The 14,748-nt window shown below is 30.3% G+C and carries 17 protein-coding genes, 1 tRNA gene and 1 other RNA gene; 6 read left to right on the top strand and 13 right to left on the bottom strand.

Annotation, left to right across the window (positions count from 1 at the left end):
* Positions 1-566: 566 nt before the first annotated feature.
* Entirely contained in the window at positions 567-1,088 is a 522-nt protein-coding gene (locus Q5O44_RS03110; RefSeq protein ID WP_022166930.1) for a PTS glucose transporter subunit IIA, read from the top strand.
* A 34-nt stretch (positions 1,089-1,122) separates the two neighbouring features.
* Here Q5O44_RS03110 and Q5O44_RS03105 read toward each other — a convergent pair whose 3' ends face one another.
* Complete coding sequence (locus Q5O44_RS03105) at positions 1,123-2,055, bottom strand: GNAT family N-acetyltransferase (RefSeq protein ID WP_022166929.1); 933 nt, start codon at positions 2,053-2,055, stop codon at positions 1,123-1,125.
* Between the two features lie 164 nt (positions 2,056-2,219).
* Positions 2,220-2,939: a ThiF family adenylyltransferase gene (locus tag Q5O44_RS03100; RefSeq protein ID WP_022166928.1), complete on the bottom strand. Its 720-nt coding sequence runs from the start codon at positions 2,937-2,939 to the stop codon at positions 2,220-2,222.
* A 184-nt stretch (positions 2,940-3,123) separates the two neighbouring features.
* On the opposite strand from Q5O44_RS03100, the gene Q5O44_RS03095 reads away from it, so the two are divergent.
* A complete protein-coding gene (locus tag Q5O44_RS03095; RefSeq protein WP_022166927.1) occupies positions 3,124-3,816 on the top strand; it encodes a 5'-methylthioadenosine/adenosylhomocysteine nucleosidase in 693 nt (230 codons plus the stop codon).
* A gap of 32 nt (positions 3,817-3,848) precedes the next feature.
* Here the strand turns inward: Q5O44_RS03095 and Q5O44_RS03090 are convergent, their stop codons facing one another.
* The 9 genes from Q5O44_RS03090 to dnaX form a co-directional block, all read right to left on the bottom strand.
* The gene (locus Q5O44_RS03090) at positions 3,849-5,090 is read right to left on the bottom strand and encodes a DUF1015 domain-containing protein (RefSeq protein ID WP_022166926.1); all 1,242 of its coding nucleotides are present in this window, start codon (positions 5,088-5,090) and stop codon (positions 3,849-3,851) included.
* A gap of 26 nt (positions 5,091-5,116) precedes the next feature.
* Positions 5,117-6,022, bottom strand: coding sequence for a D-2-hydroxyacid dehydrogenase (locus Q5O44_RS03085; RefSeq protein ID WP_302637241.1), 906 nt, complete (start codon positions 6,020-6,022; stop codon positions 5,117-5,119).
* Positions 6,023-6,070: 48 nt separating this feature from the next.
* Positions 6,071-7,147 (bottom strand): alanine--glyoxylate aminotransferase family protein, encoded by a 1,077-nt coding sequence (locus tag Q5O44_RS03080; protein ID WP_022166924.1) that lies wholly within the window; start codon positions 7,145-7,147, stop codon positions 6,071-6,073.
* A gap of 211 nt (positions 7,148-7,358) precedes the next feature.
* On the bottom strand, positions 7,359-7,532 hold the full coding sequence (locus Q5O44_RS03075) for a hypothetical protein (protein WP_022166923.1): 174 nt from the start codon (positions 7,530-7,532) through the stop codon (positions 7,359-7,361).
* A 341-nt stretch (positions 7,533-7,873) separates the two neighbouring features.
* Positions 7,874-8,122 carry a pro-sigmaK processing inhibitor BofA family protein gene (locus tag Q5O44_RS03070; RefSeq protein WP_291663248.1) on the bottom strand — a complete coding sequence of 83 codons (249 nt, stop codon included), beginning with the start codon at positions 8,120-8,122 and terminating at the stop codon, positions 7,874-7,876.
* A 70-nt stretch (positions 8,123-8,192) separates the two neighbouring features.
* On the bottom strand, positions 8,193-8,444 hold the full coding sequence (locus tag Q5O44_RS03065; protein WP_022166921.1) for a DUF2508 family protein: 252 nt from the start codon (positions 8,442-8,444) through the stop codon (positions 8,193-8,195).
* Between the two features lie 89 nt (positions 8,445-8,533).
* Positions 8,534-9,130 carry a recombination mediator RecR gene (gene recR, locus Q5O44_RS03060; RefSeq protein WP_022166920.1) on the bottom strand — a complete coding sequence of 199 codons (597 nt, stop codon included), beginning with the start codon at positions 9,128-9,130 and terminating at the stop codon, positions 8,534-8,536.
* A gap of 77 nt (positions 9,131-9,207) precedes the next feature.
* Positions 9,208-9,552 carry a YbaB/EbfC family nucleoid-associated protein gene (locus Q5O44_RS03055; protein ID WP_022166919.1) on the bottom strand — a complete coding sequence of 115 codons (345 nt, stop codon included), beginning with the start codon at positions 9,550-9,552 and terminating at the stop codon, positions 9,208-9,210.
* 95 nt (positions 9,553-9,647) lie between these two features.
* Entirely contained in the window at positions 9,648-11,270 is a 1,623-nt protein-coding gene (gene dnaX, locus Q5O44_RS03050) for a DNA polymerase III subunit gamma/tau (protein WP_022166918.1), read from the bottom strand.
* A gap of 206 nt (positions 11,271-11,476) precedes the next feature.
* Between dnaX and Q5O44_RS03045 the strand changes: the two genes are divergently transcribed.
* The 4 genes from Q5O44_RS03045 (at position 11,477) to Q5O44_RS03030 (ending at position 14,082) form a co-directional block, all read left to right on the top strand.
* Complete coding sequence (locus tag Q5O44_RS03045; protein WP_022166917.1) at positions 11,477-12,022, top strand: thymidylate synthase; 546 nt, start codon at positions 11,477-11,479, stop codon at positions 12,020-12,022.
* 500 nt (positions 12,023-12,522) lie between these two features.
* A complete protein-coding gene (locus tag Q5O44_RS03040; RefSeq protein ID WP_022166916.1) occupies positions 12,523-12,753 on the top strand; it encodes an NUMOD3 domain-containing DNA-binding protein in 231 nt (76 codons plus the stop codon).
* Positions 12,754-13,258: 505 nt separating this feature from the next.
* Complete coding sequence (locus Q5O44_RS03035; RefSeq protein WP_022166914.1) at positions 13,259-13,564, top strand: thymidylate synthase; 306 nt, start codon at positions 13,259-13,261, stop codon at positions 13,562-13,564.
* 23 nt (positions 13,565-13,587) lie between these two features.
* Positions 13,588-14,082, top strand: a complete 495-nt coding sequence (locus tag Q5O44_RS03030) for a dihydrofolate reductase (RefSeq protein ID WP_022166913.1) — start codon at positions 13,588-13,590, stop codon at positions 14,080-14,082.
* 247 nt (positions 14,083-14,329) lie between these two features.
* Here Q5O44_RS03030 and ffs read toward each other — a convergent pair.
* Together ffs and Q5O44_RS03020 are read right to left on the bottom strand one after the other, a co-directional pair.
* An RNA gene (gene ffs / locus Q5O44_RS03025) (signal recognition particle sRNA large type) lies at positions 14,330-14,594 on the bottom strand.
* Between the two features lie 3 nt (positions 14,595-14,597).
* Positions 14,598-14,687: transfer RNA gene (locus Q5O44_RS03020), tRNA-Ser, on the bottom strand.
* Positions 14,688-14,748: the final 61 nt, after the last annotated feature.

Here is a 14,748-nt window from a genome sequence, read left to right as displayed (position 1 = left end):
ATATTAACTATATTCTGTTCAATTTTCAAAGACCATTTATCTTCGTCGCCCTCAAGCGACTTTATTATCTTAACACCTTATCACTTTTATGTCAATAAGTTTTTAAAACTTTTTTAAAAACTTTTGAAACACATTTTGATATTGTGTTGCCGTTACCGGCTGTCCGTATTCAAAGGACAAGACATATAATATCATCTTACTACATATAGATATATACTTATTTTTTTCATTTTTACAAATTATCTATATTTTACTCTGATTTTCTATATAATACACCATATTTATATCATTGATACACACGGCTACGTATTGCTTTATATATTAATTTTTATGTAAAATAATAAATAATTTGTGCTGAATAAAGCATATAATAGTAATAATTTTATATTTCATATCTTATATCTACAATAATAATGGTTATATATAAGCATTGACAGTATATTGGTAAAAATATATAATTATCTTGTTTATTAGGTATAAGTTTTACATATTCAGTTAAACTTATGCCTTTTATTTTACCTATACTATGAATAACAAAACTTATATTTATTGAAAGGATGATAAAAATGGGTAACTTTTTCAAAAACTTATTTAAATCAAAATCAAAAGAAACTGCTGCTGAAGTAGCACCAAAAAATTGTTTAGTTGCTGTAGCTGATGGGGATATAATTCCATTATCAGAAGTACCAGATCCAGTTTTCGCTGAAAAAATGGCTGGAGACGGAGCTGCTATTATGATAAAAGGTGATACTGTTGTTGCTCCTGCAGATGGAGAATTAACATTAGTTTTCCAAACTAAGCATGCTTTTGCTTTAAAATTATCAAACGGACTTGAATTATTAGTTCATATCGGTGTTGATACAGTTTCTTTAAATGGTGAAGGTTTCGAACAATTAGTTGAAGCTGGAAAGACAGTTAAAGCTGGTACACCTATAATAAAAATAGACAGAGACTTCATATTAAGCAAAGGATTATCTTTAGCAACTCCTGTTTTAATAACTAATGTTGATGCTGCTAAATCAATAACTCCTGTTACAACTGGTTCAGCTGTTGCTGGTGAAACTACTGTAGTTAACTTTGAAGTTTAAGAATAAAAAATGCTATGATAAATCATAGCATTTTTTATTCTAATATTTTATAAAATGTAATATGGTCTCTCCACTTTCCATTTATATACAGATATTTTTTATTAATTCCTATTTCCTCAAATCCACTTTTTAAAAGCACTCTTTTTGACTTAATATTATCTACAAGCACCGATGCTTCTAATCTATGTAAATCTAAATACTGTTTGCAATATTTCTCTACTAGCAATACAGCCTCTTTCATATAGCCTTTTCCCTCATGTTCTTTATCTATTGAATATCCAATAAAGGCACTTTTAAATACTCCATGAACTATATTAGAAACCTTTATCTTTCCAATAAGCTTATCCTTTAAATAAATTCCTAAATCCATGCCTGTTCCAACCATTAATTGTTTATAGCTTTCTATTAATATCTTCCTTTGTGCATCTACTTCATAAAAACTATTATCTCTAGCAGGTTCAAATTCTCTTAAGTGTTCTTTATTCCTAATATAATAATTTGTAAGTTCTTCTGCATCAGCAGGCGTAAAGTTTCTAATAGTTATTCTATTTCCCTTCATATGGACTATATTATTTTTTATAGAGCTTATATATTCATTTCTGGTAATACCTAAGCCTAATTCATCTACAATAGTTCCATTTACCATAAGATTTTCTGAAAGTATAGCCTCTAAAGTAAAACCTAAATCTAAAAATCCACTTATATCACTAGTTTCACTAACTAGAAAATTAACCTTGTTTATATTTCCATCTTTAAATATAGTCTTTAAAATCATATCTATTGATGCTTTTAATAATTCATAATTATTTTCTCTATAAAATTTAAACCTTATGGTGCTTCTTTTATTTTCTTTGTCTAACTCACCTATGGTAAATCTCCCCACCACTATTTTATCTTTATCTTTAATAACATAATCATTCAAAGCACCTTTAACTAGTTCAATATTGACTTCTTTCTGACTCCCCATCTTATATTCTCCTAATTTATTTTCACTATTTTTATTATACAAATAATTATATATAAAACTCAACTAAAGATTCACATGTAGTATCTATACTTATTTAATATTTACAATATTTCTTAATATAGACGTAAAAAGGCCCTCTTATTAGTTAAGAAAGCCTTTTTTTATTATTTGTTTATTCCGATTAAATCTTTAATTACTTCTCCACCTATTATCATACCTGCAACAGGAGGAACAAATGAAATACTTCCTGGTGTTTGTCTCTTACCTGAAGGTACAGCTCTTCCCTTATCAGGAGTCATAGGCATTTCTTCAGAATATACAACTTTTAATTTCTTTACGCCCCTCTTCTTTAATTCATATCTCATAACCTTAGCTAAAGGACATACTTTTGTTTTATATACATCTGATACTTGGAACATAGTTGGATCAAGCTTATTTCCAGTTCCCATTGAACTCATTATCTTTATTTCATTTTTATAACAGTATTCAGCTAATGCAAGTTTTGATGTTACAGTATCTATTGCATCTACAACATAATCTATATCGTCTGTTATTAAGTCTGGAATATTTTCAGCTGTAACAAATACCTGTTTTGCTTCAACTTTACATTCAGGATTGATTAATTTAATTCTTTCCTTCATAGCTTCAACTTTAACCATATCTACAGTTTTTGTAGTGGCATGTATTTGTCTATTTAAGTTAGATATACATACAGTATCATTATCTACTAATACTAAATTCCCAACTCCAGCTCTTGTTAATGCTTCTACAACAAAACTTCCTACTCCACCTATACCAAAAACTATAACCTTTGAATTTTTAAGCTTTTCAATACCCTCTTCTCCTACTAATAGCTCTGTTCTACAAAATGGATATAATGCCATCTTTCTTCTCTCCTTTTTATGTACGTTTATTTGCTTATTAATAATATTAGACTATTAAATCACTTTTCTCAAGTAATTCCTATCGGAATTTGCTATTTTATTTTTTATTATTTATACACTATTAAATGATTTCCTCTATGTATATAATATATGTTGAGTTAAAATAATTATTTTGGAGGTAAAGATGATATTAGGAATAATTGGTGCTATGTCAGAAGAATTAGAAATATTATTAAATGACATGGAATTAGAAGATACTAAAGTAAAAGCTAAAATGACATTCCACAAAGGAAAATTATGGGGTAAAGACGTAGTTGCTGTTGTATGCGGAATAGGTAAAGTTAATGCTGCCGTATGTACTCAACTTCTTATCAGTGAATATGAAGTAACACATATAGTTAATGTAGGTGTTGCTGGTGGTATCGGTAAGGAAATATATCCTGGTGATGTAGTAGTTGCTACTAACTTAGTGCAATATGATATGGATACTACTGCCTTTGGTGATCCTATGGGGCAAATTCCAAGATTAGATACATTTGATTTTAAATGTGATGAACATTTAATAGAAGTTGCTAAAGCTGCTTGTGATAAAGCTGGAGATTTCAATACATTCTCAGGAAGAATTGTTTCTGGAGATATGTTTGTTGCTTCTCTTGAAAAAATCCAATGGTTAGAAAAAGAATTTGGTGCTTTATCTTGTGAAATGGAAGGTGCAAGTATAGCACATGTATGTTACTTAAATTCTATTCCTTTCGTTGTAATCAGATCAATATCTGATAATGCAAATAATGGAGCACATATGGACTTTGAAAAATTCACACCTATAGCTGTTAAACATTCAACTGCTATACTAAAAGAAATGGTTACAAATCTATAAAAAATAGCAGCTACATTGCTGCTATTTTTTATTTATAGCTTATGAATGAATATACCACTTCTTGGCTTAGGTTCAAACCAAGTAGACTTAGGTGGCATTGTCTTACCACTATCTGCAACATTCATAATATCATCTATAGTGGTTGCATACATAGAAAAACTCACCTTCATATCATTATCTGCCCTATTTTCCAACTCCTTAAGCCCTCTTATACCTCCAATAAATTCTATTCTCTCTGACTTTGTTGGATCACTTATGCCTAATATGGGATTTAAGAGATTATTTTGCAGTATAGATACATCTAAACTATCTATAGGATTACTTTCATCAAAAGAGCCATCCTTTGCTCTTAAAATAAACCATTGCTTATTCATATACATGCCAAATTCATGTTTATTCTTTGGGCTTACTGGCTTATTGCTTTCTGACTTAGACAGATAAAATGATTCTTCCACCTTGCTAAAAAACTCTTCTTCACTAAGACCATTTAAATCCTTAACTGTCCTATTATAATCAAATACTTTAAGCTCTGTATCAGGATATATTATAGATAAAAAATAGTTAAATTCTTCATTTCCTGTATACTTACCTAGTTGCTTTCTTCTTTTTAAAGCAACTTTTACAGCTGAAGCTGATCTATGATGCCCATCAGCAATATATAAATATTTTATACTCTTAAATAATTTAACTAATTTTTCTATTACTATATTATCATCTATTATCCACACCCTATGTCCATTACCATCTTCTGATATAAAATCATAAACAGGCTCCTTTTTAGTCCATTCTTCTACTATTGATGATATTTCATTATTATTTCTATAGGTAAGAAATATAGGCCCTGTATTAGCATTACATATATCTACATGATTAACTCTATCTATTTCTTTAAGTAATCTTGTTCTTTCATGCTTTTTAATAATGTTGTTAATATAATCATCAACTGATGTACAGCAAACTATTCCTTTTTGCCCTCTTCCATCCATTATTTGTTGGTAAATATAAATAGCAGGTGCTTTTTCTTGTATATATAACCCCTCTTCTATCATATTTTCTAATACTTTCTTAGCAGTGTCATATACAACCTTATCATATTCACCTACACTTTCATCCAAATTTACCTCTGCCCTATCCACATGCAGAAAGGAATATTTATTATTCTTTACCATACCTCTGGCTTCCTTACTACTCATAACATCATAAGGCAAAGCTGCAATATCTTTTACATGTTCTTTAATTGGTCTATATGCTTTGAAAGGTCTAATAATTGCCACATTTAATACCTCCCTTATGTTAAAAACTACTTATTAAAATCAATTACTATAGCAGCTACTTCTTTTCCAATTCTTTCTTGAGCTTCTTTAGTAGAAGCTCCTATATGAGGCGTTACACTTACACGCTCATGATTGATTAGTGCCATATTTTCACTAGGCTCCTGTTCAAATACATCTATTCCTGCTCCTGCTAGTTTTCCTGAATTCAATGCTTTTAATAAAGCCTCCTCATCTACCACCTTTCCTCTTGCACAATTAATTATAACTGCACCATCTTTCATCATTGATATTTCTCTATCACTTATTAAAGTACCTTTATCTTTATTATATGGAACATGTAGTGATACATAGTCGCTAACCTTTAAAAGATTACCTAAGTCCATAAATTCGTAAGCTAGGTTATCTTGCTTTCCCAAAGCATCTGTATATATTATCTTCATACCTAAAGCTTCTGCTTTTCCTGCTAGAGCTTTACCTATACGTCCCATGCCTATTATTCCAAGAGTCTTACCAGCAATTTCACTACCTTTATATTGCTTTTTGTTCCATTGACCATTTCTCATTGTATAATTTGCTACTGCTATATGTCTGGCAACAGAAAACATATGACCTAATGCTAATTCTGCTACTGAATCTGAACTAGCATTAGGAGTATTTCTTACTTTAATTCCTACTTTTTCAGCATAATCTAAATCTATATTATCAATTCCTACACCTGCTCTAATCACTAATTTTAAGTTTCCTTTTGCTCCTGCCTCCAAAACCTCGCTTGTAACCTTAGTGGCAGATCTTACTACTAATACATCATAATCTTTTATATTTTCAATTAACGCCTCCTTATCAAGATGATTTGTTTCTATAGATATACCATTTTTCTTTATTTCATTTATTGCACTTATTTCAAGACCATCATTGGCCAATACTTTCAAGATAAAATCCCCCCATATATTAATGATGAATTATGAATGATGAATTAAGAGTTATTGTAAACCTAGGATGTCATTGATATTATCTAAGAGCTCCTTCACTTCATCTACGGTGATATCTGCCATATGAGCTATTCTAAATGTCTTTTCTTTTAAATCTCCATATCCATTGGAAATTTGAAAGCCTCGTTTTGCTAATTCTTTATTAAGATCTGCTACACTTATTCCTCTAGTATTCTTAATAGTGGTTAATGTATTAGATAAATAGCCCTCTTCAGGAAATAGTTCAAAATATTTTCTGCCCCAATTCCTAACTATATCAGCCATTTCTATATGCCTTTTAAATCTATTTTCCAACCCTTCAACATTTAATATATAATCAAGCTGATAATCAAGGGCAAACATATGTGATAAAGATGGTGTTGAAGGATATTGATAATTTTTCTTTTTCAAATATTTATAAAGAGCAAGCAAATCTAAATAAAAGCCTCTATTTTTAACATTTTCAGCTCTATTTTTTGCTTTTTCTGAAAAAGTACATACTGATAATCCCGGTGGAAGGCCTAATGCCTTTTGTGATGATGTTATGCAGACATCAATTCCCCAATTATCAACTTCTATTTTTGTACCACCTGCTGAACTTACTGTATCTACAATGAAAACTACCTCTGGGTAATTTTTTATAACTTCACCTATTTCTTTAATAGGATTCATTATTCCTGTTGATGTCTCATTATGAGTTACTGCTACTAAATCATACTTTCCTGTATCTAAAACTTCTTTAACCTTCTCTACCTTTACTGCCTTGCCCATTTCAAATTCAAAAATATCTGCAGGAACATTATTATTTACAGCCATCTTATACCAGCGATTACCAAAAGCTCCAACAGAAAATACTGCTGCTCTTTTTGCGGTACATGATCTTATGGCCCCTTCCATAAGACCACTACCTGATGATGTAGAAAGCAATATCTCACTTTGTGTGTAAAATAACTTTCTTAAATTATCACTTATACGTTTCTGAAGTTCTGATGCTTCTTTGCTCCTGTGACCAATCATAGGTGTTGACATCTTTTCTAAAACTTCTTGTCTAACCTCCACTGGTCCAGGAATAAATAATTTCTTATGCATGAAATTCCCCCATTATATTTTTATTGCTATTGTAGACTTCTACTAATTTATTAATTTTAGTATTAGTGCTATATTTTATATTTATTTACTCTTATTCTGTTATATTATTCATAAAGTTATATTTATGATATTAATAAAAAAAATAATATATTCTAAAAACAAAAAGGTTCAGATTATCTTCTGAACCTTTTAAAGCTTTAAAATCATGCTGTTATCTTTCATCAAAAATTAAAACTGACTCTGTTTCTCTGCAATACTTGACACATCTGCATTGTCCTAAATGTCTTGGACATTTAAAACATAAACATCCTGTGTCATTGCCTTGGCATCTCCCTGCCTCCTTTTCAGGACAGTATAAACAATTTACTCCATTACCTGCTGGCATCTTTATCACCTCGTATTACATAATATCCTACCATTATATATTAGCTTATTTTTCTTCTTAAATTATAACATTAAATATACATATTTTTATAAATAATGGGCAAGTTATTACTGTAGATAATTTCTTTGCTTTTAAGTTAAATTATCCACATATTTAAACGGGTGTAAGCGGATGTAGTGCTTACACCTAAATATTTGTGTCACTTTTTTTATTTTGTGCATAAATTACTTATATATAGAGTTTTCATTCATTAACAACTTATTTCTTTAATTCATATCTGTTTTAACTTATAAGGGAACCTACAAAAGGTTCCCTTCCTGTTTTTTATCAAAATAATTAAACTATATAAAGAATTGAAACAATACTAGAAATATTATTCCTGGTATACCTAAAAATCCTGCTATAAGTGCTGATATTGCATTAACAGGTAGCACAAACCCAATATAGCTTCCTACTATGTTGGCTATATATAATAATATAATTCCTAAAATACCATTAATTAATATCTTTAATGGCCATTTAAGTAATTTTATTATTAAAAACAATAATGCTAATCCAACTAGTGCATATACTATCATATCTAAACTTATCATTTAATTTCCCCCTCATTCTCCCCCTATATAATACTTATTATTATGCTACATAATTTTTAAAAATTCATTACATGTCTATCTTTTTATTCATTTGCTTTTCTTTCGCTAGAGATAAAAGATATTCAAATTTTTTCTTTGCTGCATCTTCTCTATATATGGCAGCTTCAATTAATTTAGGATCACTTACGTAATTAAACATACACTGGGCTATTTGCATTTCTTCTATTGTTTCTCTAATAGACTCTAAAAGTTCATCATCTAAAGTATCTTCATATTCATACCTTGATAGTATAAAATTTAAAATTTTGCCCTTATTCATAACTCCCTCCTAAAATTTAAATAGAAATTAAAAAAATATTTATTCTATTTATTTCCATCTACTTAAATTTTATTCAGATAGCCTCAATTTTATATTTCTTTTCTTCCTTCCAATGCTTTAGATAAAGTAACTTCATCTGCATATTCTAAATCTCCTCCAACAGGAAGTCCTGAAGCAATTCTCGTTACCTTAACTTCGAGAGGTCTAAGTATTCTAGAAATATACATTGCTGTAGCTTCTCCTTCAACATTAGGATTAGTTGCAATAATAACTTCCTTCACATCAGCATTCATTCTTGCCACAAGCTCTCTTATCTTTATATCTTGAGGACCTCTTCCTTGCATTGGAGAAAGATTACCATGAAGTACATGATATGTTCCATTGAATTCCTTAACCTTTTCCATAGTCATAATATCTTTAGGTTGTTCCACAACACATATTACGCTCTTATCCCTACTTGGATTGCTACATATTGGACAAGGGTCCGTTTCAGTAAAGTTTCCACATATAGAACAGTATTTTATTGTGCCTCTAGCTCTAACTAAAGCTGTGGCAAATTCCTTCACTTCATCTTCCGGAAGATTTAATATATGTAATGTCAATCTTTGAGCCGTCTTTTTCCCTATACTAGGTAATTTTGCAAATTCTTCAATTAGCTTTTCTATAGCAACTGGATAAAAATCCATTTAACTCATCCTTCCATTCATAATTTTTAAGGCACGCAAGTCTCCTTGCATGCCCTTTAATAAATTTAAAATATTATTTAAAACAACCCAGGTATGTTTAATCCGCCTGTTAATTTTCCCATTTGATTTGAGCTAGCTTCTTCAGCTTTCTTTAATGCTTCATTTACAGCACTAAGAACTAAATCCTCTAACATTTCAACATCATCTGCATCTACAACTTCTTCTTTTATTTTAATTGATGTTAATTCTTTTTTACCGCTAACTTTTACGACAACAGCTCCGCCACCTACTGAAGCTTCATATTCGCTGTTTTCTAAGTTTTTTTGCATTTCTTCCATTTCTTTTTGAAGCTTTTGTGCTTGCTTCATTAAGTTGTTCATGTTTCCTCCGCCGAAGCCGCCTGGAAATCCTCCTCTTGCCATAAAAAATCCTCCTCTTAAATAAAAAGTCTATTCATATTATAAAGTATTTTTATAATTTTTACTAGAATAAAGTATTTATGTTATTTTTTTTACCATTATTCATCAAGTATATCTACTAATCCTTCACCAAAGGCATTCATCAAAACATCTTCTGCATTTTGCTCATTGTTTCTTTTTTCTTTAGATACAAACTGTACATTTAATTTTTCTTGGAATACTTCAGAAAATACTTCATTTACTACTACCTTATTATCTGGCTTGTTTAATCTATCAGCACTAAGCTTATAATCTTCATCAAATTCAACTGTTATAATACCATTACTGCATGAAATAGGTCTTCCCATTAATATAGATGCATAAATAATCATTGCTCTTTTAGCTTTGAACCTTTCTAATACATCCTTCCAAGCTCTTTGCACTTCATTTATAGTCAGTTTAGAACTAGCATTTCCAACTGCAGGTGATTCTGTATTTACAGGTCTAGTAGCTTTACTTGCAGGTGTTGCTGCTTTTTTCATACTAGCAGCTTCAGCTCTAACTCCTTCTTTCACAGCTACAGCTATATTTCCGTTCTTTAAATTTTCTTCCAATCTATTAAGCCTAGTTAAAATAACTTCATTTGATGTATCATATTCAATCTTGCACATCTTTATTATGGAAAGTTCTAAATAAAGCCTAGCCTGCTTGCTAACCTTAGCATTACCTTCTGCTTCTTGTAATATTCGTATACATCTCATTATTTCTTCTGCTCTTAGTCTTGCTGTCTGCTCCTTAATAAGAGCAATATTCTCTTCTGACATATCAAGAACTTCTTCTGCATTATTAGTTACTTTTGCCATTAAAAGATTTCTATAATGTTCAATAAGATCTTTAATGAATAAATAAGCATCCTTACCTGAAGTAATTATTTCTTCAATAGTTGAAATACATTTTTCAATATTTCTTTCTATAACATTATTAGTTAAAGTAAAAAGATATTCATTAGTTACAAGTCCTAGCATTGAAACAACAGATGAATACTCTACAGCTCCATTGCCCATAGATATTGCTTGATCTAATATACTTAAGGAATCTCTCATAGCTCCATCAGAAACTCTGGCAATAAGATTTAAACTCTTATCATCAGCCATAACTCCCTTTTCAGTAACTATCTTTCTAAGTCTTGCAGTTATATCATTTTTATTAATTCTCTTAAAATCAAATCTCTGACATCTTGAAAGAATTGTAATAGGCAGCTTTTGAGGGTCAGTTGTAGCTAAAATAAATATTACATTAGCAGGTGGTTCCTCTAAAGTTTTTAAAAATGCATTTACAGCTCCTGCTGAAAGCATATGAACCTCATCCATTATATATACCTTGAAACGTGCTTCTTGCGGAGGATATTTAACATCATCAATAATATCTCTGATTTTATCTACACCATTGTTTGAAGCAGCATCTAGCTCTGTAACATCAATAGCAAGTCCGTTATTTATCTTTTTACACATTTCACATTCATTGCATGGCTCTCCATCTTGTAAATTCAAACAATTTAATGCTTTAGCAAAAACTTTTGCTGTAGATGTTTTACCAGTACCTCTCGTTCCACAGAAAAGATAAGCATGGGCTATTCTATTATTAAGTATTTGATTTTTTAACGTAGTTGTTATATGTTCCTGACCTACTACATCATAAAATGTACTTGGTCTCCATTCTCTATATAAAGCAGTATATGCCAAATCTCTTACCTCTCTTTTTTTATAAACTTTAATTATTATTATACACTAGTTTTTGTGAAAAGAAATAATTCCTTTTACCCGAAACAATTTACCATATTATCTATAATTTTAGGCAATATTCTATCAAAAAATACGGCTGAAATTTTCAAATTTTTAAAAGAATGTTATACTTAAATTTTAAAATTTAATATTTTTGAGGTGAACATATGATAACAAATTATGTATCAAAAGCTGATAAGATTTTTATAGAAAACATACAAGACATTTTAAATAATGGAACAAGTACTGTTGGACATAAAATCAGACCAGTTTATAAAGATGGAACGCCTGCTCATACAATCTACGTTAACCAAGTGGTAGAAAAATATGATATTAGTAAAGGTGAATTTCCTATTACAACTCTTAGACCTATAGCTATAAAATCTGCTATAAAGGAAATATTATGGATATATCAAGATCAAAGCAATGATTTATCTGTTTTAGAAGAAAAGCATAACATCATGTGGTGGAGAGACTGGGAAGTGGATAACACAAATACCATTGGCCAAAGATATGGTGCTACAGTAAAAAAATATGACTTAATGAATAAGTTATTAGATGGACTTACTAATGAACCATACACAAGAAGACACATCATTGATCTTTATCAATATGCTGACTTTGAAGAAACTGCTGGGCTTCATCCATGTGCATTTCTAACTGTTTGGTCTGCCAGAGGCGAATATCTTGATGTAACATTACACCAACGTTAATATGAGCGTCTTTACACAGCAATGTGTATCGAATAACCCAACTAAACAAGGAAACTCTTATTATATTAAATAAGACAATCTTGTGCTAAATTATATAAATTTATTTTAATTTCATAGATATCTGAATGGAGTGAATACATTGCAGTACTTATATGAAATAAAAAATATTATAAATAATAAACGATATATCGGTAGAACCTGCAATCCTGACATAAGAAAAAAAAAGGCATTTTAGAGAATTAGAAAAAAATAAGCATCATTGTATATTTCTACAACGAGCTTTTAATAAATATGGAAAAGAAAACTTTATTTTTAATATAATTGATACAAGAAACACTCTAAAAGAGATTCAAGAATTAGAATTATCTTATATAAACGATAACTCTAATTTATATAACGTAAGTAACCTCTCAAGCGGTGGAGATTTAATATCAAATCATCCTAATAATGATCAAATTCGAAAAAAAATATCTTCTTCATCTAAACGCCGTTGGGAAAATATGAGTTGTGAAGAAAAGATTAAGTATTGTAAATTAGTAACTGGTATAAATAATCCAAACTACGGTAACAGAGGTACATTAAATCCCTTATATGGGAAATCACTTACTAAAGAGCATAAAGAAAAAATTTCTAAAGCTATTAGAGGAAAGAAGAAATCTGCAGAATCAATTGAAAAAAATAGGCTTTCTCATATTGGTAAAGAACCTTGGAATAAAGGAAAAGCAATTTGATAGCTTTTACTATTTTGATAAATCATGTGATAATAAAAATAAATATATTAGATATTCTCCAGAAACCTTCTCTTCATCGTTAATTGGAAAAGGACATCTAAGTTCAAGAAAAGTTTTCTGTGAGGGTCAAATTTTCAATAGCTTAAAAGAAGCTAGTAATTTCTATAATATTAGTCGTGAAACAATACGGCAAAGATGTAAAAGTAATAATAAAAACTGGAAGGAATTTTACATAATAGAAGAATAAATTTATATATAAAAGCTAAACGACTATCGAAAGCTAAAGATTATATTTTTAATCTGAAAATAAGGCGATAATGCACGAAGCGAGTAGAGTAGAGCCACAAGCAAATGGTGGTAGGGTCTTTGTGGTGATTGTAATACCCTTTAAATCGAAACGTTGGGGATCTACAAAAACATGTAGATTGTGATATAGTCTAATATCCTATGGTGACATAGGGAAGTTTATAAAAAACTGCATAGTTTTGCGAACTATGTGAATATAATGTCATCAGATTACCTTGTAGCTGGGCATGTAAATAAAATGCAGTATGTAGCCTTACTGATGATGGTAGCTAGACATGTCGGCTTAAAGCCAGGTGTATTTATGCATGTTGTAGATAACTTACATATTTATGACAGACATATTGAGCAAGCTAAAGAGCTTCTTTCTAGAACACCTAGCGAAAAACAACCAAAATTAATACTTAAAGAAGGCAAGACTAATTTCTATGATTTCACTCTTGATGATTTTGAACTTATAGATTATGAACCAGTTAAGCCTCAATTAAAATTTGATTTAGGAATATAGTAAAATAAAGAGGAGGTGTAAAAATGATTTCCATTATAGTAGCCAAAGCTCAAAATAATATAATTGGCGGAAATAACAAACTTTTATGGCATATTTCTGATGATTTAAAAAGATTTAAAGAAATAACAAGCGGTAATACCATAATTATGGGTAGAAAAACTTTCGAATCACTTCCTGGAGTGCTTCCTAATAGAAAGCATGTAATTTTAACTAGAGATAAGAACTTTTCTGTGGATAATGAAAATGTAGAAGTTATCCACAGCGTTGATGAGATTATCAACAATTACAAAGATTCCTCTGTGGAAGCTTTTATAATTGGCGGTGGAGAAATTTATAAAGAATTTTTACCACATGCAAATAATCTATATTTAACGGAAGTACTAAAGGATTTTGAAGGTGATACAAGTTTTCCACAAGTAAATTTAGAAAATTGGGTTGTGGATTATTCTTCAGATATCTTAACTAATGCTAAAGATGGGTTACAATATAAATTTATTAATTATATAAAAAAATCCTAAACTAAAAAAGGATAGAAAAGTAGGGAAGACTTCATAAGTTCGGATGAAGCTTCCCTATTTTTCTGTCCTATTGTTTTTTGTCCTATATTGTTAATCCTATTGAAGAGTAACCAAAATTAATTGACTATTTAACAAACAACATATTATGCTGCTAGTCACACAAAATTTATAAGTTTTGAAACTTATAACCAAAAAGTTCTATACATTAAAAAATCCTTTCTTTCCAACAAGAAAGGTATATGTAGAACCGTGCACCTCACTTTGACAGAAATCTATATGCGTTACCTTTGTAGTTGACTCAGGCAAGATTTATCCATGTCACACGCAGGGGCTGCTTATCGCTGCTTCCTTCCGGACCTGACGAGGTTCACAGTCTTACGTCGCATGGGACCCAACCCTCAACATCACTTGCAAAGGGGCAGACCATATAGATTAAAGCCTAGGTGAGGAATTCAATCCTGCTATAGCGGATTGCAGGTTACAGGGCACCGCTGACTCCCCATCTAGCACGGCTATGGCGGAGAAAGTGGGATTTGAACCCACGATAGAGTTTCCCCTATACACGCGTTCCAGGCGTGCTCCTTCAACCACTCGGACATCTCTCCATAATATTAATACTGATAAAGTACAAAGTATAAAAAGCTTAATACAATTATTTTTACTTTT

It is taken from the genome of Clostridium sp. CAG:221 (genome assembly GCA_000435835.1).
Taxonomy (GTDB): Bacteria; Bacillota; Clostridia; order Clostridiales; family Clostridiaceae; genus Clostridium.
This window is presented reverse-complemented; position numbering and strand designations above follow the sequence as displayed.